Genomic DNA, 21,044 nt, shown 5'->3' on the forward strand with positions numbered 1-21,044 from the left:
CCCTCTCCTTACGGTAACAGGCCTTTGACGTCGATAGGTTTGGCTTCGTTTTCCGCTTCACCTTTATCTTTGCCGTCGATTGCCATACCTGCCATCCGGTAGTAGTTATATTCCGGGTATTTGCCCGGACCGGAGATCAGCAGATCCTCTTTTTCGTAGACCAAATCCTGACGCTTGAACTCGCCAAGCTCGAAGTCCGGCGTTAACTGGATCGCCGTCGTCGGGCAGGCCTCTTCGCACATGCCGCAGAAAATGCAGCGTGAGAAGTTAATGCGGAAAAACTCCGGATACCAGCGGCCGTCTTTCGTCTCTGCTTTTTGCAGGGAAATACAGCCAACCGGGCAGGCAACCGCGCACAGGTTACAGGCTACGCAGCGCTCGGCACCGTCCGGATCGCGCGTCAGCACGATACGGCCACGGTAACGAGGCGCCAGATAAACCGGCTCTTCCGGGTACATACGCGTTTCGCGTTTGGCGAACGCGTGCAGGCCGATCATCCAGATACTGCGAACCTGGGTGCCGAAGCCCACAATTATTTCTTTTAAAGTCATGGTCTTTTCACCCCTTATTGCGCCTGCCAGAGAATGACAGCCGCGGTGCCCAGCAAGTTGAGTAGCGTCAGCGGCAGGCAAACTTTCCAGCCGAAGGACATCACCTGGTCATAACGCGGACGAGGCAATGCTGCGCGGATCAAAATGAACATCATCATGAAGAACGCGGTTTTCAGTGCGAACCAGATGAAGGGCGGTAAGAACGGGCCATGCCAGCCACCGAAGAACAGGGTAACCATCAGCGCGGAAATGGTGACGATACCGATGTACTCGCCCACAAAGAACAGACCGAATTTCATACCGGAATATTCAATGTGATAACCGTCGGCCAGTTCCTGCTCGGCTTCCGGCTGGTCAAACGGGTGACGGTGACACACTGCCACGCCCGCGATAGCAAAGGTGATAAACCCGAAGAACTGCGGGATCACGTTCCAGATGTCGGCCTGGTTGTTGACGATGTCGGTCATATTAAATGAACCGGCCTGCGCCACCACGCCCATCAGGGAAAGACCCAGGAACACTTCGTAGCTCAGGGTTTGCGCAGACGCACGCATCGCGCCGAGCAGCGAGTATTTGTTGTTGCTCGACCAGCCGGCGAACAGCACCGCGTACACCGCGAGGCCTGCCATCATCAGGAAGAACAGGATGCCGATATTCAGATCCGCCACCACCCACGACGGGCTGACCGGCACAATGGCAAAGGCCAGCAGCAGCGAGGTGAAGGCGATCATCGGGGCCAGGGTGAAAATCACACGGTCGGTGAATTTCGGTACCCAGTCCTCTTTGAAGAACATCTTGATCATATCCGCGACCAGCTGGAGTGAGCCACCCCAGCCTACGCGGTTCGGTCCGTAACGGTTCTGGAACAGGCCCAGCAGACGGCGTTCACCGAAACTCATGAACGCGCCGCAGGTCACCACAACCAGCAGAATAACCACCGCTTTGAGAATGCTGAGCAGGATGTCAATCAACTCCGGGGTAAACCAACTCATTGCTGTGCCTCCTGCAGATCCTCAACGCGTGCGCCTGCCAGTACCGGCGCGATGCCCGGCATACCCATCGGCAAGCCGACCTGCCCTGCCGTCAGTCCTTCAGAAATCACCAGCGGTAAGCTGACCGTCTGACCTTCATAGCTGAAGGCAAGTTTCGCACCGGCATTCACGCCCAGTTTCGCGGCGTCTGCCGGATTAAGCGCAATGTACGGCTGCGGCATACGTTGCTGGAAGACCGGTGAACGCTGGGACATTTCGTCACTGCCGAACAGATGGTAGTAAGGCGCAACACGCCATTTCCCCTCTTCCGCCTGGAAACCAGCCGGTACGTGATCGAAATAATCCAGCGCGCTGTCAGAGGCTTCGATCAGACGTACGCCCGGATCGCCATGACGCAGTTTGCCGCCCACTTCGGCCTGGAACTTGTTCCATGCCTGCGGGGAGTTCCAGCCCGGCGCCCAGGCAAACGGAATTTGCGAGCGCGGCGCGGACGGCTGGTTGTTCCCTTCCATAGAGAAGGCAAACATGGTGTCTTTGTCCTGCGGCTGACGCGGTTCATGCACGCTGATGTTGGCGCGCATGGCGGTACGGCCACTGTAACGATGCGGTTCACGGGCCAGTTTCTGACCACGAATACGGAAGCTGGCATCCGGCGCGGCATCTTTAATACCGGCCAGCTGCGGCAGCGCCGCAACCGCGGCGTCGATCACGTGATCGAGCTGCGTCCAGTCCACTTCGCGGCTCTGCACGGTGCTGTGCAGCGAGTGCAGCCAGCGCCAGCTTTCCAGCATGATGGCGTTGCGGTCGTAGTAAGACGGATCGTAAACCTGGAAGAAACGCTGTGCGCGGCCTTCGTTGTTGATCACCGTACCGTCGCTTTCGGCGAAGCTGGCGGTAGAGAGCACCAGGTGCGCTTTGTCCATGATCGCCGTGCGCTGATGGTCGATAACCATCACCAGCGGCGCGCGGGAGAGCGCGGCGTCAACGCGGGCGGCTGAAGCATGACGGTGCAGATCGTTTTCCAGGATCACCACTGCATCAGCACGACCGGTTTCCAGTTCGGTCAGGGCGTCGTCCAGCGAGCCGCCGCCGATCATACCGAGGCCGACGCTGTTCACTGCACGGGCAATCATGGTCACGCCGACGTCTGCGCCACGGCCTTTCAGCGCTTTGGCGACGTTAGCGGCGGCCTGAATAACCGCCGTACTGCCGGCGTTAGTACCGGAAATAATCAGCGGTTTTTTCGCGCTGGCCAGCGCCGAGACGATCACGTCGATCTTGTTTTGCAGATCGCGATCGATGCCTTCGACGGCCGGTGCGCTGGCGTCGAGGGCATTAGCAATGGCAAAGCCCAAACGTGCCTGATCTTCAACCGGCGCGCGATAGGTCCAGGCAGCGATGTCGTCCATACGGGTGCTGTCAACGTTGGTGACAAACAGCGGGTGTTTGGCACGCTGACCGATGTTGAGGATAGCGGCGATCTGCCAGTCCGCGACTTTCTGCGCGGCGGCCATTTCACGGGCTTTCCCTTTCACGGCCTGGCGGACAGCCAGCGCGACGCGGGCGCCGGTCTGGGTAATGTCTTCGCCCAGCACCAGCACGGCATCGTAGGATTCGATGTCGCGCAGCGCCGGGGTATGGATGCCGCTTTCGCGCAGCACTTTCAGCATCAGCTCCAGACGTTCCTGCTCGCCGCTGGCGATACCGGTATAGAAGTTTTCCGCTCCTACCAGTTCACGCAGCGCAAAGTTGCTTTCCACGCTGGCGCGCGGGGAACCGATACCGATCACTTTCTTCGATTGACGCAGAATATCCGCCGCGCCCTGCATCGCCTGTTCAGCGTTGAGGGTGATCAGATCGTCGCCACGACGCTGAACCGGCTGACGCGGACGGTCTTTCAGGTTTACATAGCCATAGCCAAAACGACCGCGGTCGCAGAGGAAGTAGTGGTTAACGGTACCGTTGTAACGGTTTTCGATGCGACGCAATTCGCCGTAACGCTCGCCCGGGCTGGTGTTACAGCCGAGAGAACATTGCTGGCAGATGCTCGGCGCAAACTGCATGTCCCATTTACGGTTATAACGCTCGGAGTGCGTTTTATCGGTGAACACGCCGGTCGGGCAGATTTCCACCAGGTTGCCGGAGAATTCGCTTTCCAGCACGCCGTCTTCCGGGCGACCGAAATAGACGTTGTCGTGCGCGCCGTACACACCCAGGTCGGTGCCGTCAGCATAGTCTTTGTAGTAACGCACGCAGCGGTAGCAGGCGATGCAGCGGTTCATTTCATGGGAGATGAACGGCCCCAGATCCTGGTTGCGGTGGGTACGCTTGGTGAAACGGTAGCGACGGAAGCTGTGACCGGTCATTACGGTCATATCCTGAAGGTGGCAGTTACCGCCCTCTTCACAGACCGGGCAGTCGTGCGGGTGGTTAGTCATTAACCACTCCACCACGCTTTCGCGGAACTGTTTCGCTTCTGCGTCGTCAATAGAAATAAAGGTATTATCGGTGGCCGGTGTCATACAGGACATGACCAGGCGGCCGCGCGTGTCTTCCGCGTTCTGATACTGCTTTACCGCACACTGGCGGCAAGCACCCACGCTACCCAGCGCCGGATGCCAGCAAAAATACGGAATATCAAGACCTAACGAGAGACATGCCTGTAGCAGGTTGTCCGCCCCGTTGACCTCGTAATCTTTGCCGTCTACATGGATCGTAGCCATTAGCATGCTTCCAAATTAAAAAAATCGTTACCACTTCCTCATTCAGGCTGCCTCTGCGTTGGCTGCCTGAATGAACTTGTGGGCTTCACCAGCGGGCTTTCAACAGGTTCGGCTGAATACCGTTGATTGCATGGGTATTGCTGAACGGCTGTTTGATGCCAGCTTCGAATTCTTCGCGGAAATATTTAATCGCGCTTTGCAGCGGTTCAACCGCGCCCGGCGCGTGTGCGCAGAAGGTTTTACCCGGCCCGAGGAAACGACACAGTTGCTCAAGTGTCTCGATATCCCCTGGCTGGCCTTCGCCACGCTCAATGGCACGCAGAATTTTCACGCTCCATGGCAGACCATCGCGGCACGGCGTACACCAGCCACAGGACTCACGGGCAAAGAACTCTTCCAGGTTACGCACCAGGCCAACCATGCCGATCTCGTGATCCACCGCCATCGCCAGCGCCGTACCTAAACGGCTGCCCGCTTTGCCGATGCTTTCGAATTCCATTGGCAGATCGAGATGCGCTTCGGTTAAGAAGTCAGTTCCCGCGCCGCCCGGCTGCCAGGCTTTGAATTTCAGGCCATCGCGCATGCCGCCCGCGTAATCTTCGAGAATTTCACGCGCGGTGGTGCCGAACGGTAGTTCCCACACGCCCGGATTTTTCACGCGGCCGGAGAAGCCCATCAGTTTGGTGCCGGCATCTTTGCTGGTCGAGATGCCCTGATACCACTCCACGCCGTTCGCGAGGATAGCCGGTACGTTACACAGCGTTTCAACGTTGTTAACGCAGGTCGGTTTACCCCATACGCCGGAGCTTGCCGGGAACGGCGGCTTGGAACGCGGGTTCGCGCGGCGGCCTTCAAGGGAGTTAATCAGCGCGGTTTCTTCACCGCAAATGTAACGCCCTGCCCCGGTGTGCACGAAAAGTTCGAAGTCAAAACCGCTGCCCAGAATGTTTTTGCCAAGCAGACCGGCTTCGGTCGCTTCGGCAATCGCACGGCGCAGGTGCACGGCTGCTTCGATGTATTCGCCACGCAGGAAGATGTAGCCACGGTATGCTTTCAGCGCGAACGCGGAAATGAGCATGCCTTCCACCAGCAGGTGCGGCAGTTGCTCCATCAGCAGGCGGTCTTTATAGGTGCCCGGCTCCATTTCATCGGCATTACACAGCAGGTAACGGATGTTCATGGATTCGTCTTTCGGCATCAGGCTCCACTTAAGACCGGTGGAGAAGCCCGCGCCGCCGCGTCCTTTCAGACCTGAGTCTTTTACGGCGTTAACGATATCGTCCGGCGCCATGCCAGTCAGCGCTTTACGCGCCCCTTCATAGCCATTTTTGCTCTGGTATTCTTCAAGCCATACCGGCTGTTTGTCATCACGCAGACGCCAGGTCAGCGGATGGGTTTCGGGAGTACGGATAATGTTTTTCATTTATACCGCTCCAGCAGCTCAGGGATCGCCTCCGGCGTCAGATGGCTGTGAGTATCCTCATCAATCATCATGCTCGGGCCTTTGTCGCAGTTACCCAGGCAGCAGGTCGGCAGCAGCGTAAAGCGACCGTCGAAGGTCGTCTGCCCCGGCTTGATATTGAGCTTCTGCTCAATTGCCGACTGAATGCCCTGGTAGCCGGTGATGTGACACACTACGCTGTCGCAATAGCGGATCACATGGCGGCCAACCGGCTGACGGAAGATCTGGCTGTAGAACGTCGCCACGCCTTCCACGTCACTTGCCGGAATATCCAGCACCTCTGCGATCGCATAGATCGCGCCATCCGGCACCCAGCCACGCTGTTTCTGAACGATTTTCAGCGCTTCAATGGACGCCGCACGCGGGTCTTCGTAGTGGTGCTTCTCGTGCTCAATGGCATCGCGCTCGAGGGCACTCAGCTCGAAAGCCTCGGTCTGTGGTTGTTGATTCTCGTGCATAATTAGCGGTCCACATCTGACATAACAAAATCGATACTACCCAGATAGACGATAAGGTCGGATACCAGGCTGCCGCGGATCGCCGACGGGATCTGCTGCAAATGCGGGAAGCTTGGCGTACGCACACGGGTGCGGTAGCTCATGGTGCTGCCGTCGCTGGTCAGGTAGTAACTGTTAATACCCTTGGTTGCTTCAATCATCTGGAAGGATTCGTTGGCCGGCATGACCGGACCCCAGGAAACCTGCAGGAAGTGAGTAATCAGGGTTTCGATATGTTGCAGCGTGCGCTCTTTCGGCGGCGGCGTGGTCAGCGGGTGATCCGCTTTGAACGGGCCTTCCGGCATGTTATTGAGGCACTGCTCAAGGATGCGCAGACTCTGGCGCAGCTCTTCAACTTTCAGCATTACGCGGGTATAGCTGTCGCTTACCCCGCCGCCTACCGGCACTTCAAAGTCGAAGTTCTCATAACCGGAGTACGGACGCGCCTTACGCACGTCGAAGTTGATGCCGGTCGCACGCAGGCCCGCGCCGGTGGTGCCCCACTCCAGCGCTTCTTTCGCGCCGTAAGCGGCCACGCCCTGGGAGCGGCCTTTCAGAATGCTGTTACGCAGCGCGGCTTTCTCATAGGAAGCCAGACGCTTCGGCATCCAGTCGAGGAATTCACGCAGCAGGCGATCCCAGCCGCGCGGCAGATCGTGCGCGACGCCGCCAATGCGGAACCAGGCCGGGTGCATACGGAAGCCGGTGATCGCTTCCACCAGATCGTAGATTTTCTGACGATCGGTAAAGGCGAAGAAGACCGGCGTCATCGCGCCCACGTCCTGAATAAAGGTCGAGATGTACAGCAGGTGGCTGTTGATGCGGAACAGCTCAGAGAGCATTACGCGGATCACATCGACGCGCTCAGGCACTTTAATGCCCGCCAGTTTTTCAACCGCCAGCACGTACGGCATTTCGTTAACGCAGCCGCCGAGGTATTCGATACGGTCGGTATACGGAATGTAGCTGTGCCAGGACTGGCGCTCGCCCATTTTTTCCGCGCCGCGGTGGTGATAGCCGATATCCGGAACGCAATCGACGATCTCTTCGCCGTCGAGCTGCAGGATGATACGGAAAGCACCGTGCGCAGACGGGTGGTTCGGACCGAGGTTGAGGAACATAAAGTCCTCGTTATCGGTACCGCGTTTCATGCCCCAGTCTTCCGGCTTGAAGGTCAGCGCTTCCATCTCCAGATCCTGTTTGGCTTTGGTCAGCTCAAATGGATCGAATTCGGTGGCGCGCGCCGGGTAGTCTTTACGCAGCGGATGGCCGGTCCAGGTCTGCGGCATCATGATGCGCGTCAGGTGCGGGTGGCCTTCGATATTGATACCGAACATTTCCCAGGTTTCACGCTCATACCAGTTGGCGTTCGGGAAAAGTTTGGTGAAGGTCGGCACATTCAGATCGTTTTCTGACAGCGCCACCTTCAGCATGATATCGCGGTTGCGATCGAAGGAAATCAGGTGATAGAAAACGGAAAAATCCGCGGCGGGTAACCCGTCACGGTGGGTGCGCAGACGTTCGTCCATGCCGTGTAAATCGAACAGCATGACGTACGGTTTCGGCACTTTCTTTAAGAAATCGCCAACTTCCAGCAATTGTTCACGCTTCACCCAGACAACGGGTACCCCGGTGCGGGTCGCCTGAACGGTAAAGGCATCCGGCCCAAAACGGTTGCGCAGTTCGCCGATGATCGGGTCATCGAGATGGTCCCTGGTCTGCCATGCGGCGTCTTGCGCGGTTAAGTCGGTCATAGTGTTCACCATTGCAAATGGTCCGTGGTGACTGTCGGGCGTGGCTTCGCGCTATTTGTTTTGATATGCGAAGGGTTTCTCCACAGCCCGCAGGCGCAAATTAAATCTCGTCAGGAGAACGCAGATTGGTTACAGCAATGCGTTCACCGCGTTTGCGCTCGCGCTCTGACTGCATGTTGGCGCGATAAACGCCCTGATCGCCAACCACCCAGGAGAGCGGACGACGTTCTTTACCAATCGATTCCTGCAACAGCATCAGTGCCTGCATATACGCTTCCGGGCGCGGCGGACAGCCAGGGATGTACACATCCACCGGGAGGAATTTGTCAACGCCCTGCACCACGGAGTAAATGTCGTACATGCCGCCGGAGTTGGCGCAGGCACCCATGGAGATCACCCATTTTGGCTCAAGCATCTGGTCATAAAGACGCTGAATGACCGGGGCCATTTTGGTGAAAGGTGTGCCGGCGATAACCATCAGGTCAGCCTGACGCGGGGACGCACGCAATACTTCAGCGCCGAAACGCGCCACGTCGTGCACCGCCGTAAAGGAGGTCACCATTTCTACGTAGCAGCAGGACAGGCCAAAGTTATAAGGCCAGATTGAGTTTTTGCGGCCCCAGTTGACCATATCGTGCAGGACATTTTCGAGCTTGCCCATGAACACGCTACGGTTCACTTCCTGCTCCAGGGGGTCTGTTACGATCTCCTGTTTTTGCAGGGGGTAACGGTCGTTCTCACCGTTAGGATCTATGCGGGTGAGCGTGTAATCCATCTTATTGCCTCGCGGTTAGCCTTGACGGTTAGTGTTACCGGTGATTTCAGGGTTCATACGCTCGCGACGCGAACGCACAGGTGTCCAGTCCAGCGCGCCAATACGCACCAGATAAACCAAACCCGCCAGTAGCACTAAAATGAAAATTGCGGCCTCGACAAAGCCGACCCAACCGCTTTCACGGATAGAGGTTGACCATGCGTAGAGATAGAGCGCTTCCACGTCGAAGATGACGAAGAACATGGCTACCAGATAGAACTTGGCAGACAAGCGCAGGCGAGCCGTGCCGACGGAATCGATACCCGATTCAAACGGCGTGTTCTTATGCCTGGCGCGGGCTCTACCGCCCAAGAACCAGCCGCCTACCAACATCAGGCAGCACAGGCCTATAGCAACAATAAGAAAGATAGCGAATGCCCAGTGATGAGCGATAACTTCAGTGGATGTTGACATACGCATTGCTTAACTCAAAAAGTAGCGCTGAAACCTCTGCTCTTGCTGGCAGATGAACGCCACATCGATTTAAGGGAGGAACAAAAAAAACCATACATTTACTGCGAGTAGTGCCGTAGACAGTAAAATGATGTGGTTTTTTACTCCTTTCTATAACCTTTTGTCAACTTTAACAAAAGTTACCTCACATTAGTTTACATCCAAGACATTTCATTAACATTTAATGCCTTTTTATTCGCCAGTGGTAAAACGCCGGGAGCATTTTTACCCTGTTGAATCGTGTCCGTTGTGAGGTTAAACAAAAATTACCCTCTTATTTTGACAGGATTTCCCCAGGATTCCTCCCCCTAAATGGGAGTATTTTCTTGATCTGTGACACGCTTTTGTTAATTCACCCAAAAAAACAGCAACAAACCAACTCGTTTTTTAACATGAACAGCAGCTATGAATAAGACCATTACGGGCAGGGATATAGCAAAACGCCAATCATTAACATAATGATATATATAGATATAAATGATGATTTAAGATTAAAACTGATGGGATAGTGAGGTTTTCAAACCAAAGGCGGCATTATTGCCGCCATTGGTTTGTTTTGCGTAATTACATTTTGTTACGAGTTTACAGCACAGTTGTTACTCAAGATCCTGCTCGACAATAAAGGGATCCCCTCCCTCTTGCGGAGTAACGGTGCTGTACTGCCAGGGCGTGTGATAATTTTCCATCGCCTGGAAGACAACCTGCGCCAGTTCGCTCTCTGCCTGCGGGTTATGGCAGAGTACGTATTCCGTGTCGGCCAGCGGCGGCAGACCGTCGGCCGGGCCAAGCACGCGCAGATCCGGACTCATCATTTCTACCGGCCGGGCAGTGACCCCCAGTCCGGCTTTCACCGCGGCTTTGACTGCCGCAAGGGTTGAGGCCACATACGCCATGCGCCAGGGAATATCTGCCGCATTCAGCGTGTGAATAACCGTATCGCGCAGTACGCTCGGATCCTCCAGCAGCACCAGCGGCAGCGACTCCCCTTTTTGCAGAACGTATTCCGCGGCGCAGTACCAGTGGGTTGGCGAACGGCGCAGGGTCAGGGATTCGAATTGCGCAGGCCGGTGGGTGCTGACCACCAGATCCACTTCATTACTTTCCAGCATCTCCAGAATATAGGGCGTGCGTTTAACGCGCACATCCAGAGCAATTTTCGGATAGACCGTGCTAATGCGATTTAACAAAAACGGCAGTATGGTATCTGCGGATTCGTCAGACGCGCCGATGGTCAACACGCCCTGGATATTACTGAACATCAACGAGGTGCAGGCTTCATCATTAAAGCGCAGGATTTTTCGCGCATAGCCCAGCAACTGGATGCCATGCTCAGTCAACAGTTTGTTGCGACCATGACGGGCAAACAGCTCTTTCCCCACCAGTTGCTCAAGGCGTTGCATTTGCTGACTGACCGCTGACTGTGTGCGGCAAACTGCCGCCGCTGCCGCTGCGAAAGTGTTAAGATCGGCAACCGCAACAAAAGTTCTCAGCAGATCGAGGTCGAGATTTAGTATCGGACGATTTGCATTTATCATATTTTTTCACTCCCAGGTCGCCCTCGATGAGCCGCCCGGTATTTGCTGTATTCGTAAGAAAGAAGTAATTCCATTTAAAACATGCATCCAGCAACGTCATGGTCCAGGGTGGATTTGACGCAGGTTAGGGCATCTATTTTGCGGGCTTATCTGGCAAATCCCGCTTATGGTCTTATTTTCGACTGCTCGGGTTAGCATTGATATAAGTAAACAAACGTTTACCGGTAAAATCTTTATCTCAGTTTACATTCGTTTGCGTTTTCACGCGGGTACCGCAATACCTGAACCCCAACGTTTTTATTATCGATTACAAAATAAAATCCTGTAATAACAATGAATTGAATTTTGTAATAAATATGACAACCAAAAAAAGCCATACGTATCCGGCATTTGTTACAGGCATCTTACCGCAAAAACCTTATTTTCATAAGTGTTATTGGGAATGTTCTCATGCTATCGAAGACCGGAGACGTAGCTTAGACTTATTGATATTTACCGTCACCCTGATTTTTCAATCATAATATTAAATAAATATTAATTGATAAATTGAGAATTCATTAATACTGCTGAACAATAGCGGGCGCACGGTTTTGATTCCGTCTCATCCAGTTCATGCCGCAAACACGCTGATATAACGACCTCAACGAATATCAGACTAAAACTCCCGCGATTTCCTTTAAGGCAAGATCAAGCGCTTTCACTGCAAATTAAACAGGAATTTTAACTGGACAACCACTCCCCCGCGCAGCGTTAACCTCTGCCAGCGACTGACAAAAGGCCGCAAAATCTTCTTCTGTAAAGCCTTCTAAACTGCCACCCGGCGGAGTACATTATTCCGTGCTGACTTCCACGGCAGGGAGTGGCCAATAACAGCTAAAAGGTCAAAGGTTCATGTCACCCATCGAAAAATCCAGCAAGTTAGATAACGTCTGTTACGACATTCGTGGCCCGGTGCTTAAAGAAGCAAAACGCCTCGAAGAAGAAGGCAATAAAGTTCTTAAGCTCAATATCGGTAACCCCGCGCCTTTTGGCTTTGAAGCGCCGGACGAGATCCTTGTTGATGTTATTCGTAATCTCCCGACCGCCCAGGGATATTGCGATTCCAAGGGATTGTATTCCGCCCGTAAAGCGATCATGCAGCACTATCAGGCACGCGGCATGCGCGACGTCACTGTGGAAGATATTTATATCGGCAACGGCGTGTCTGAACTTATCGTGCAGTCCATGCAGGCGCTGCTGAACAGCGGTGATGAAATGCTGGTGCCCGCGCCGGACTACCCATTATGGACCGCCGCCGTCGCGCTCTCCAGCGGTAAAGCCGTGCACTATATTTGCGACGAGTCTTCCGACTGGTTCCCGGATCTTGACGATATTCGCGCGAAAATCACGCCCCGTACCCGCGGCATCGTGATCATTAATCCGAACAACCCGACCGGCGCGGTTTATTCAAAAGAGCTGCTGCTGGAGATCGTCGAGATCGCCCGTCAGCATAACCTGATCATCTTCGCCGATGAGATCTACGACAAAATTCTTTATGACGAGGCAGAACACCACTCCATTGCGCCGCTGGCGCCGGATCTGCTGACCATCACCTTTAACGGCCTGTCCAAAACCTACCGCGTGGCGGGCTTCCGTCAGGGCTGGATGGTACTGAACGGCCCGAAAAAACACGCTAAAGGTTATATCGAAGGGCTGGAGATGCTGGCGTCGATGCGCCTGTGCGCCAACGTTCCGGCGCAGCACGCCATTCAGACCGCGCTGGGTGGTTATCAGAGCATCAGCGAGTTTATCGTGCCGGGCGGACGCCTGTACGAGCAGCGCAACCGCGCATGGGAGCTGATCAACGATATTCCTGGCGTCTCCTGCACCAAGCCGAAAGGCGCGCTCTATATGTTCCCGAAAATTGATGCGAAACGCTTCAATATTCATGATGACCAGAAAATGGTGCTCGATTTCCTGTTGCAGGAAAAGGTGCTGCTGGTGCAGGGAACGGCGTTTAACTGGCCGTGGCCGGATCATGTGCGCATCGTGACGCTGCCGCGTCTTGACGATCTGGAAATGTCCATCACCCGTTTTGGTCGCTTCCTGTCGGGTTATCGCCAGTAACATGCGCAAGGGGGAAGTTTGCATCTTCCCCCGCTCTGCGGGCACAATGGCTTTACGTTGTTGCCACCGGCAGGTTACCCATGAGTCAAAGTCATTTCTTCGCCCATCTTTCCCGTCTTAAATTAATCAATCGCTGGCCGCTGATGCGCAATGTGCGCACGGAAAACGTCTCTGAGCACAGTTTGCAGGTGGCGATGGTTGCCCATGCGCTGGCGGCGATCAAAAACCGCAAGTTTAACGGCAACGTCAATGCCGAGCGTATAGCGCTGCTGGCGATGTATCACGACGCCTCGGAAGTGCTGACCGGCGATCTCCCTACCCCGGTAAAATATTTCAATACGCAGATCGCCCAGGAATACAAAGCGATTGAGAAAATCGCCCAGCAGAAGCTGGTGGATATGGTGCCGGAAGAGCTGCGGGATATTTTTGCGCCGCTCATTGACGAGCACCAGTACAGCGAAGACGAAAAGCTGATCGTCAAACAGGCGGATGCCCTGTGTGCCTACCTGAAATGCCTGGAAGAGCTGTCTGCCGGAAATAATGAATTTTTGCTGGCGAAGTCGCGGCTGGAAAAAACCCTCGCCGCGCGACGCAGCGAGGAGATGGATTATTTTATGGCAGTGTTTGTGCCGAGTTTTCAGCTGTCGCTGGATGAGATCAGCCAGGATTCTCCACTCTGACCGCCCTGCCCGGCGGCGCTGCGCTTGCCGGGCCTACGATTTCACACCAAATCCCAGGCCGGGTAAGACGCAGTCGCCACCCGGCAAAATATCCCCACATACCTCAAAACGGGAACAACACCGGGATCAACACCACGCATACCACCATCACGATCAGCGTGAAAGGCACGCCGATCTTCACAAAATCGCTGAACTTATAATTGCCCGGCCCCAGCACCAGGGTATTTACCGGCGAGGAGACCGGCGTCATAAAGGCGGCAGAGGCCGCCATCGCCACCATCATGGCGAAGGGGTATGGCGATAATTCCATGGATTTGGCGGTCGCCAGCGCAATAGGCGCCATCAGTACCGCCGTGGCGGTATTGGAGATAAACAGGCCAATGGTGGCGCAGAGGACAAACAGACAAAGCAGCATCATGTGCGGCCCGTAGCCACCGCCGAACTGCATCAGCCCTTTTACTGCCAGATCCACGCCGCCGGTCTTTTGCAGCGCCAGCGCAAAGGGCATCATGCCGACGATAAGAATAATGCTCGGCCAGTGAATGGCTTTCCAGGCGCTTTCCGCGTCGATACAGCGGAACTTGCCCATCAGCAGACAGGCGATAATGGCCGCGATGGGATTGGGGATCTCATCGGTCAGCATCAGGGCGATCATCAGCACCAGACAAAAAATGGCGTGGGGCGCCTGGCTGTGCGCGGGGGAGGCATCGCTCTCCTCCACCGGCATATTCAGCACCACAAAATCGCGGCCCTTCTGCCCCAGCGCGGAAATCAGCTTCCAGTTGCCGATCACCAGAAAAATATCCCCCAGCGCCAGCGGCTCATCGACGATGGCCCCCTCAAGAGCGCTGCCGTCGCGCTTGATACCTACCACGTTCAGGCCGTAACGACTGCGAAAGCCGATTTCACGTACCGTTTTACCGATAAGCTCGGAATTGGGGATCAGCGACACTTCCGCCATGCCCACATCCAGCGCCTGGTCGGAAAAATACTCGCCGCGCAGGATCATCGGCTCCAGCTGCTGCTCGCTGCAAAACTCACGCAAATCGACATCCGCCGCCGACATATCGATCAGCAGCACGTCGCGGGCACGGAATTCCGACACGCCGTTAACGTTGACCATCACGCGGCGAAAATGCCGCCAGCGCTCGACGCCGATGACGTTCGCGCCGTAACGCTCGCGCAGTTTCAGATCGTCCAGCCGCTGGCCGATCATCGGCGAGCCGGGGCGGATCGCCAGACGCCGTGCGCGCCCGGTCAGGCGATACTCTTTGATTAAGTCGCGAAAGGTGCGGCGCTTCCAGCCGTCGCGCTGATGCTCCGGCTGCTCGCCTTTCAGCGCAAAGCGCATTATCAGCATGTACAGGATGCCAAGCCCGAGGATCGCCAGCCCCAGCGGCGTGACGCTGAAAAAGTTAAAGCCCGCCAGCCCCTCGCGCAACAATTCGCTGTTCACCACCAGGTTAGGCGGCGTGGCGACCAGCGTCATCATGCCGCTGATAAGCCCGGCAAAGCTGAGCGGCATCATCAACCGCGACGGCGAGATTTTCATGCGCATGGAGACGCTGAGCACGACGGGAATAAATATGGCGACCACGCCGGTTGAGCTCATGAAGGCGCCGAGGCCCGCAACGGTGATCATCAGCATCACCAGCATTCTGGTTTCGCTGCTGCCCGCCACCTTAACCAGCCATGCGCCCATACTGGTGGCGACGCCGGTACGTACCAGACCGTCGCCCATCACAAAGAGCGCAGCGATAAGAATGACGTTAGGATCGCTGAAGCCGGAAAAGGCTTCGCTGAGCGTTAAGGTTCCACTGAGTACGAAGGCGATAATCACCAGCAGTGCGACGGCATCCATGCGCACCTTGCCGGTAGCGAAAAGTACAATGGCCACGCCCAGAAGGCACAGAACCCAAATTAATTCCCCGTTCACCCTATATCCTTATTCGTTGAGAGGGTAATTATTGTGCCATAAAAAAGCCCCGTCGGAACGGGGCTAAATCATGGGATCAGGCGTTAATTTGTACTTCTACCTCACCGTCCGGCCGCCGGGTGATGACCAGCGCCTCCAGGCTTTGCAGCGCAAAATCCACTTCATCAAGACGCGGTGAGTTTTCCGGGGCGTTAACGGAAATGACATGGCAGCCCGCCGCCAGCCCGGAGAGGATCCCGGCGGAGGCATCTTCCACCACCACACAGTTTTCCGCTGGCAGGCCGAGCAGCTCCGCTCCCAGCAGATAGGCGTCCGGCTCCGGTTTGCCGCGTTTCACCTGTTCGGCGGTGACAAATACTTTCGGCGAGGGTAAACCGGCGGCCTGATGCCGCGCACGGGCGACCGGCATCGATCCGGACGTCACGATCGCCCAGGGAATGTCCAGCGCGTCGAGATGTGTCAGCAGCGCCACCGCCCCCGGCAGCGCGATGATACCAGTGGTATCGCTGGCTTCGATGCCTTCCAGACGAGTGAATTCCGCGGCGATCTCCTCTTCACTGCGCCCTTTCATAAAGTGACGCAGCGAGGTGATGGCCTGTTTGCCGTGGATGAAATTCAGCACCTCGTCATGCGCGATGCCAAAACGGTCCGCCCAGTTACACCACGCCCGCTCAACGGCTGGCAGCGAGTCCACCAGCGTGCCATCCAGGTCAAACAAAAATCCTTTACACAGCACAGGCAGGTCCTCAGGCGTTAATAATCTGGTTAATTTCGTTGGCGCTCAGATGGTACTGACGCGGGCAGGCATGCCATGCGCCCAGCATACGCTGGTATTTTTCCCACATCGGGGTTTGCGCGTTGAAGCCATGCGTACCGGCATCGAAATCGGTGTAACGCCCTTCGGTGTTCACCATAAAGCGGACATAGCTGAGGTAACGGGATTCTGTCGCCGCATCGAAGCCGAGGAAAGTGACCCGGCGCTCGTCGATAGTCTGCGCGTCTTTCAGGTTGGTCCAGGATACGTGCAACGCGTGATACATCTCCATGATGTCGATCACCACCCGGCAGGTCTCTTCCGACAGCTCGCCGAATTCACGATCCAGTTCGCGCATTTGCAGGCCAAAGCCGCGTTCCACGATGGTTTGCAGACGGCGATAACGCTCGGCATTATTGGGATCCAGCATGGTCATCATTTTGTACTGATTCGACAGGATCAGGCGTTGGGCGTTGGTCATTTCCATTCGTTACTCCTCATTACTTCACGGCAAAAAAAAGAGGCACATAAATTATGTGCCTTCTTTATATGCGTAATCATGGTCGAATTACAAATCATCCAGGAAAGTTTTATCCAGTTGTTTGAAGGCGCGCTTAAGCGTGTCAGCCAGCGCCTGATAATCGGGTTTGCCTTCAACAGGAGCCAGCGCCTGCCCGGCCTCCTGGAGTTTGCCCCGCACTTCATAAAACCATTGCAGAATGGAGGGCGGTAATGGCGTGACCGAACGCTTGCCCAGCCACCACAGGCCCTGCATCGGCAGGCTCAGCGCAAAAAGCGCGGTGGCCACCGCCGGACCAAGTTGACCGCCAAGGGCGATCTGCCAGCAAAGGGTGAATACCGCGAGGGGCGGCATAAAGCGAATGGCGTAGCGCGTAACGCGGATCGTGCGGTTTTCAACAAAAAGCGGAGCGAGGCTCTTTTCCATGGGCCAGGTTTTCGCATAATGCTGTCCCCGACGAAACAGGCTGAAAAAGCTCACATGGCGATCTTCAGGTGCAGACATGGCGTTACCTCAACTTCACATATAAAAATTAAAAAATTTGTGCAAAACAACAACTGCTCGGGACAACGTTCAAAATATTTTGTCATACCACGCTGCTATCAGGTATCCTGTTTCAGCCTGATTTGGCCATAGACGACGAATCAAACATCGTCAATTTAATGAATATTATGCCACTGCCTGAAATTTGTACAAAATGGCATAAAATTATCTGTATTCCCTTTCATCGTGCCAAAAAGTTAACTGAGCATGATGTTAATCATAAATGTCAGCGTCATCATACGCTACGCTGTGAGACTCACTGACGTTTTTTTAGCCACGTATCAATAATAGGTACTTCCATGTCGAGTAAGTTAGTACTGGTTCTGAACTGCGGTAGCTCCTCACTGAAATTCGCAATTATCGATGCTGTAAACGGTGAAGAGTACCTTTCTGGTTTAGCCGAATGTTTCCATCTTCCTGAAGCCCGCCTGAAATGGAAAATGGACGGCAATAAACAAGAAGCGGCTTTAGGTGCAGGTGCCGCTCACAGTGAAGCGCTGAACTTTATCGTTAACACTATTCTGGCACAAAAACCAGAACTGTCTGCGCAGCTGACCGCGATTGGTCACCGTATCGTCCACGGCGGTGAAAAATTCACCAGTTCCGTAATCATCGACGAGTCCGTGATCCAGGGTATCAAAGACGCCGCGCCGTTCGCACCGCTGCATAACCCGGCTCATCTGATCGGCATTACCGAAGCACTGAAATCCTTCCCGCATCTGAAAGACAAAAACGTGGCTGTGTTCGACACCGCGTTCCATCAGACCATGCCCGAAGAGTCTTACCTCTATGCCCTGCCGTACAACCTGTACAAAGAGCACGGCGTACGTCGTTACGGTTTCCACGGCACCAGCCACTACTTCGTGACGCAAGAAGCGGCCAAAATGCTGAACAAGCCGGTAGAAGAAGTAAATATCATCACCTGCCACCTGGGCAACGGCGGCTCTGTTTCCGCTATCCGTAACGGTGAGTGTGTCGATACTTCCATGGGTCTGACCCCGCTGGAAGGCCTGGTGATGGGCACCCGTACCGGTGACCTGGATCCGGCGATTATCTTCTTCCTGCACGATAACCTGGGCATGAGCGTTGATGACATCAACACCATGCTGACCAAACAGTCCGGCCTGCTGGGTCTGACCGAAGTCACCAGCGACTGCCGTTATGTTGAAGACAACTACGCAGAAAAAGCGGACGCTAAACGTGCAATGGACGTTTACTGCCACCGTCTGGCGAAATACATCGGCTCTTACACTGCGCTGATGGACGGCCGTCTGGACGCCGTTGTCTTCACCGGCGGTATCGGTGAAAACGCCGCAATGGTGCGTGAACTGTCCCTGGGCAAACTGGGCGTTCTGGGCTTCGATGTTGATCATGAACGTAACCTGGCTGCCCGCTTCGGCAAATCCGGTTTCATCAACAAAGAAGGCACCACCCCGGCGATGGTTATCCCGACCAACGAAGAGCTGGTCATCGCACAAGACGCTAACCGTCTGACTGCCTGATTCACCACACCGCCAGCCAACGCTGGCGGTGCTGTTTTATCTTCCGCCCGCAGCGGCGGTAACGAAAGAGGATAAATCGTGTCCCGTATTATTATGCTCATCCCTACCGGAACCAGCGTCGGCCTGACCAGCGTCAGCCTCGGTGTGATCCGTGCAATGGAACGCAAAGGCGTTCGTCTGAGCGTGTTCAAACCTATCGCCCAGCCGCGCGCTGGCGGCGATGCCCCTGACCAGACCACCACCATCGTGCGCGCGAACTCCGGCCTGCCGGCTGCGGAACCGCTGAAAATGAGCCACGTGGAATCTCTGCTCTCCAGCAACCAGAAAGATGTGCTGATGGAAGAGATCATCGCCCGCTACCACGAAAGCGCGAAAGACGCGGAAGTGGTGCTGGTCGAAGGCCTGGTGCCGACGCGCAAGCATCAGTTCGCCCAGTCGCTGAACTATGAAATCGCCAAAACCCTGAATGCCGAAATCGTGTTCGTCATGTCCCAGGGCACCGATACGGCTGAGCAGATCAAAGAGCGTATCGAACTGACCCGCAGCAGCTTCGGCGGCGCGAAAAACGCCAATATTACCGGCGTTATCGTTAACAAGCTGAATGCCCCGGTTGACGAGCAGGGCCGTACCCGCCCGGATCTGTCCGAGATTTTCGACGACTCTTCCAAAGCGCAGGTCAGCAATATCGATCCGACCCAGCTGCAACACTCCAGCGCGCTGCCGGTGCTGGGCGCAGTGCCGTGGAGCTTCGATCTGATCGCCACCCGTGCCATCGATATGGCGCGTCACCTGAACGCTACCATCGTTAACGAAGGCGACATCAACACCCGCCGCGTGAAGTCCGTGACTTTCTGCGCGCGCAGCATTCCGCACATGCTGGAACATTTCCGTCCGGGCTCCCTGCTGGTGACGTCCGCAGACCGTCCTGACGTGCTGGTGGCCGCCTGCCTCGCCGCGATGAACGGCGTGGAAATCGGCGCTATCCTGCTGACCGGCGCTTATGAAATGGACGCCCGCGTCGCCAAACTGTGTGAACGTGCTTTCGCCACCGGCCTGCCGGTATTCATGGTGAACACCAACACCTGGCAGACTTCCCTGAGCCTGCAAAGCTTCAACCTCGAAGTGCCGGCTGATGACCACCAGCGTATCGAGAAAGTTCAGGAATACGTTGCCAGCTACATCAATGCTGACTGGATCGAGTCCCTGACCGCCACCTCCGAGCGTAGCCGTCGTCTCTCTCCGCCAGCGTTCCGCTATCAGCTGACCGAGCTGGCCCGTCAGGCTGGCAAACGCGTTGTGCTGCCGGAAGGCGACGAGCCGCGTACCGTAAAAGCGGCTGCCATCTGCGCAGAGCGCGGCATCGCCACCTGTGTGCTGCTGGGTAACCCGGACGAAATCAACCGCGTGGCGGCATCCCAGGGCGTTGAGCTGGGCGCTGGCATCGAAATCGTCGATCCGGAAGTGGTGCGTGAAAGCTACGTAGCCCGTCTGGTTGAGCTGCGTAAGAACAAAGGCATGACCGAAGCCGTTGCCCGCGAACAGCTGGAAGACAACGTGGTACTGGGTACGCTGATGCTGGAACAGGACGAAGTTGACGGTCTGGTTTCCGGTGCGGTTCACACCACCGCGAACACCATCCGTCCGCCGTTACAGCTGATCAAAACCGCGCCGGGTAGCTCGCTGGTGTCTTCCGTGTTCTTCATGCTGCTGCCGGAACAGGTTTATGTTTACGGTGACTGCGCGATCAACCCGGATCCGACCGCTGAACAGCTGGCAGAAATCGCCATCCAGTCTGCGGATTCCGCCGTGGCATTCGGTATCGAGCCGCGCGTGGCAATGCTCTCCTACTCCACGGGTAACTCTGGTGCCGGTAGCGATGTAGAGAAAGTGCGCGAAGCGACCCGTATCGCCCAGGAAAAACGCCCGGATCTGGTCATCGACGGCCCGCTGCAGTATGACGCTGCGGTAATGGCTGACGTGGCAAAATCCAAAGCGCCGAACTCGCCGGTTGCCGGTCGTGCTACCGTGTTCATCTTCCCGGATCTGAATACCGGTAACACCACTTATAAAGCGGTACAGCGCTCTGCCGACCTGATCTCCATCGGGCCGATGCTGCAGGGTATGCGTAAGCCGGTGAACGACCTGTCCCGTGGCGCGCTGGTGGACGATATTGTCTACACCATCGCCCTGACGGCGATCCAGTCTTCGCAGCAGCAGTAATA

General features: G+C 55.7%; 17 protein-coding genes. 4 read left to right on the top strand and 13 right to left on the bottom strand.

The annotated features are described in order from the left end of the window. Window positions 1-8 precede the first annotated feature (8 nt). From nuoI to lrhA, 9 genes are all read right to left on the bottom strand, one after another. Window positions 9-551: an NADH-quinone oxidoreductase subunit NuoI gene (gene nuoI / locus QRD42_RS18280; RefSeq protein WP_072569201.1), complete on the bottom strand. Its 543-nt coding sequence runs from the start codon at window positions 549-551 to the stop codon at window positions 9-11. Window positions 552-565: 14 nt separating this feature from the next. After that, window positions 566-1,543 carry an NADH-quinone oxidoreductase subunit NuoH gene (gene nuoH, locus QRD42_RS18285; RefSeq protein ID WP_072569202.1) on the bottom strand — a complete coding sequence of 326 codons (978 nt, stop codon included), beginning with the start codon at window positions 1,541-1,543 and terminating at the stop codon, window positions 566-568. Next, a complete protein-coding gene (gene nuoG / locus QRD42_RS18290; RefSeq protein WP_318362819.1) occupies window positions 1,540-4,266 on the bottom strand; it encodes an NADH-quinone oxidoreductase subunit NuoG in 2,727 nt (908 codons plus the stop codon). The genes nuoH and nuoG overlap by 4 nt, the downstream gene beginning before the upstream one ends. Window positions 4,267-4,351: 85 nt before the next feature. Next, window positions 4,352-5,689, bottom strand: coding sequence for an NADH-quinone oxidoreductase subunit NuoF (nuoF, locus tag QRD42_RS18295; protein WP_072569204.1), 1,338 nt, complete (start codon window positions 5,687-5,689; stop codon window positions 4,352-4,354). Further along, complete coding sequence (gene nuoE / locus QRD42_RS18300; RefSeq protein ID WP_072569205.1) at window positions 5,686-6,186, bottom strand: NADH-quinone oxidoreductase subunit NuoE; 501 nt, start codon at window positions 6,184-6,186, stop codon at window positions 5,686-5,688. Before nuoE ends, nuoF begins: the two co-directional genes overlap by 4 nt. A 2-nt stretch (window positions 6,187-6,188) precedes the next feature. Further along, the gene (gene nuoC, locus QRD42_RS18305; RefSeq protein ID WP_099458775.1) at window positions 6,189-7,991 is read right to left on the bottom strand and encodes an NADH-quinone oxidoreductase subunit C/D; all 1,803 of its coding nucleotides are present in this window, start codon (window positions 7,989-7,991) and stop codon (window positions 6,189-6,191) included. 88 nt (window positions 7,992-8,079) lie between these two features. Further along, the gene (nuoB, locus tag QRD42_RS18310; RefSeq protein ID WP_072569206.1) at window positions 8,080-8,754 is read right to left on the bottom strand and encodes an NADH-quinone oxidoreductase subunit NuoB; all 675 of its coding nucleotides are present in this window, start codon (window positions 8,752-8,754) and stop codon (window positions 8,080-8,082) included. Between the two features lie 15 nt (window positions 8,755-8,769). Then, window positions 8,770-9,213 carry an NADH-quinone oxidoreductase subunit NuoA gene (nuoA, locus tag QRD42_RS18315; RefSeq protein ID WP_072569207.1) on the bottom strand — a complete coding sequence of 148 codons (444 nt, stop codon included), beginning with the start codon at window positions 9,211-9,213 and terminating at the stop codon, window positions 8,770-8,772. A gap of 629 nt (window positions 9,214-9,842) precedes the next feature. Then, the gene (gene lrhA, locus QRD42_RS18320; protein WP_072569209.1) at window positions 9,843-10,781 is read right to left on the bottom strand and encodes a transcriptional regulator LrhA; all 939 of its coding nucleotides are present in this window, start codon (window positions 10,779-10,781) and stop codon (window positions 9,843-9,845) included. An 891-nt stretch (window positions 10,782-11,672) separates the two neighbouring features. Between lrhA and alaA the strand changes: the two genes are divergently transcribed. Together alaA and yfbR are read left to right on the top strand one after the other, a co-directional pair. Then, on the top strand, window positions 11,673-12,887 hold the full coding sequence (gene alaA / locus QRD42_RS18325; RefSeq protein WP_318362818.1) for an alanine transaminase AlaA: 1,215 nt from the start codon (window positions 11,673-11,675) through the stop codon (window positions 12,885-12,887). A gap of 80 nt (window positions 12,888-12,967) precedes the next feature. Further along, window positions 12,968-13,567, top strand: a complete 600-nt coding sequence (gene yfbR, locus QRD42_RS18330; RefSeq protein WP_072569211.1) for a 5'-deoxynucleotidase — start codon at window positions 12,968-12,970, stop codon at window positions 13,565-13,567. Window positions 13,568-13,670: 103 nt separating this feature from the next. Here the strand turns inward: yfbR and QRD42_RS18335 are convergent, their stop codons facing one another. The 4 genes from QRD42_RS18335 to yfbV all read right to left on the bottom strand — a co-directional run bounded on the left by QRD42_RS18335 (window position 13,671) and on the right by yfbV (window position 17,281). Further along, entirely contained in the window at window positions 13,671-15,503 is a 1,833-nt protein-coding gene (locus QRD42_RS18335) for an SLC13 family permease (RefSeq protein WP_318362817.1), read from the bottom strand. A gap of 76 nt (window positions 15,504-15,579) precedes the next feature. After that, complete coding sequence (locus tag QRD42_RS18340) at window positions 15,580-16,245, bottom strand: sugar phosphatase (protein ID WP_318377283.1); 666 nt, start codon at window positions 16,243-16,245, stop codon at window positions 15,580-15,582. A 4-nt stretch (window positions 16,246-16,249) separates the two neighbouring features. Then, window positions 16,250-16,744: a YfbU family protein gene (locus tag QRD42_RS18345; RefSeq protein ID WP_072569214.1), complete on the bottom strand. Its 495-nt coding sequence runs from the start codon at window positions 16,742-16,744 to the stop codon at window positions 16,250-16,252. An 81-nt stretch (window positions 16,745-16,825) separates the two neighbouring features. Beyond that, a complete protein-coding gene (yfbV, locus tag QRD42_RS18350) occupies window positions 16,826-17,281 on the bottom strand; it encodes a terminus macrodomain insulation protein YfbV (RefSeq protein ID WP_072569215.1) in 456 nt (151 codons plus the stop codon). Window positions 17,282-17,619: 338 nt separating this feature from the next. On the opposite strand from yfbV, the gene ackA reads away from it, so the two are divergent. Further along, complete coding sequence (gene ackA / locus QRD42_RS18355; protein ID WP_318377281.1) at window positions 17,620-18,822, top strand: acetate kinase; 1,203 nt, start codon at window positions 17,620-17,622, stop codon at window positions 18,820-18,822. A gap of 78 nt (window positions 18,823-18,900) precedes the next feature. Then, complete coding sequence (gene pta / locus QRD42_RS18360) at window positions 18,901-21,042, top strand: phosphate acetyltransferase (RefSeq protein ID WP_072569217.1); 2,142 nt, start codon at window positions 18,901-18,903, stop codon at window positions 21,040-21,042. Window positions 21,043-21,044 lie beyond the last annotated feature (2 nt).

The sequence above is a fragment of the Enterobacter sp. PGRG2 genome (assembly GCF_030291195.1).
GTDB lineage: Bacteria > Pseudomonadota > Gammaproteobacteria > Enterobacterales > Enterobacteriaceae > Enterobacter_D.

Bases quoted from the DNA above. Each gene is read 5' to 3' on its own strand.
- nuoI (WP_072569201.1), bottom strand. From the start codon at position 551: ATGACTTTAAAAGAAATAATTGTGGGCTTCGGCACCCAGGTTCGCAGT.
- nuoH (WP_072569202.1), bottom strand. From the start codon at position 1,543: ATGAGTTGGTTTACCCCGGAGTTGATTGACATCCTGCTCAGCATTCTC.
- nuoG (WP_318362819.1), bottom strand. From the start codon at position 4,266: ATGGCTACGATCCATGTAGACGGCAAAGATTACGAGGTCAACGGGGCG.
- nuoF (WP_072569204.1), bottom strand. From the start codon at position 5,689: ATGAAAAACATTATCCGTACTCCCGAAACCCATCCGCTGACCTGGCGT.
- nuoE (WP_072569205.1), bottom strand. From the start codon at position 6,186: ATGCACGAGAATCAACAACCACAGACCGAGGCTTTCGAGCTGAGTGCC.
- nuoC (WP_099458775.1), bottom strand. From the start codon at position 7,991: ATGGTGAACACTATGACCGACTTAACCGCGCAAGACGCCGCATGGCAG.
- nuoB (WP_072569206.1), bottom strand. From the start codon at position 8,754: ATGGATTACACGCTCACCCGCATAGATCCTAACGGTGAGAACGACCGT.
- nuoA (WP_072569207.1), bottom strand. From the start codon at position 9,213: ATGCGTATGTCAACATCCACTGAAGTTATCGCTCATCACTGGGCATTC.
- lrhA (WP_072569209.1), bottom strand. From the start codon at position 10,781: ATGATAAATGCAAATCGTCCGATACTAAATCTCGACCTCGATCTGCTG.
- alaA (WP_318362818.1), top strand. From the start codon at position 11,673: ATGTCACCCATCGAAAAATCCAGCAAGTTAGATAACGTCTGTTACGAC.
- yfbR (WP_072569211.1), top strand. From the start codon at position 12,968: ATGAGTCAAAGTCATTTCTTCGCCCATCTTTCCCGTCTTAAATTAATC.
- QRD42_RS18345 (WP_072569214.1), bottom strand. From the start codon at position 16,744: ATGGAAATGACCAACGCCCAACGCCTGATCCTGTCGAATCAGTACAAA.
- yfbV (WP_072569215.1), bottom strand. From the start codon at position 17,281: ATGTCTGCACCTGAAGATCGCCATGTGAGCTTTTTCAGCCTGTTTCGT.
- ackA (WP_318377281.1), top strand. From the start codon at position 17,620: ATGTCGAGTAAGTTAGTACTGGTTCTGAACTGCGGTAGCTCCTCACTG.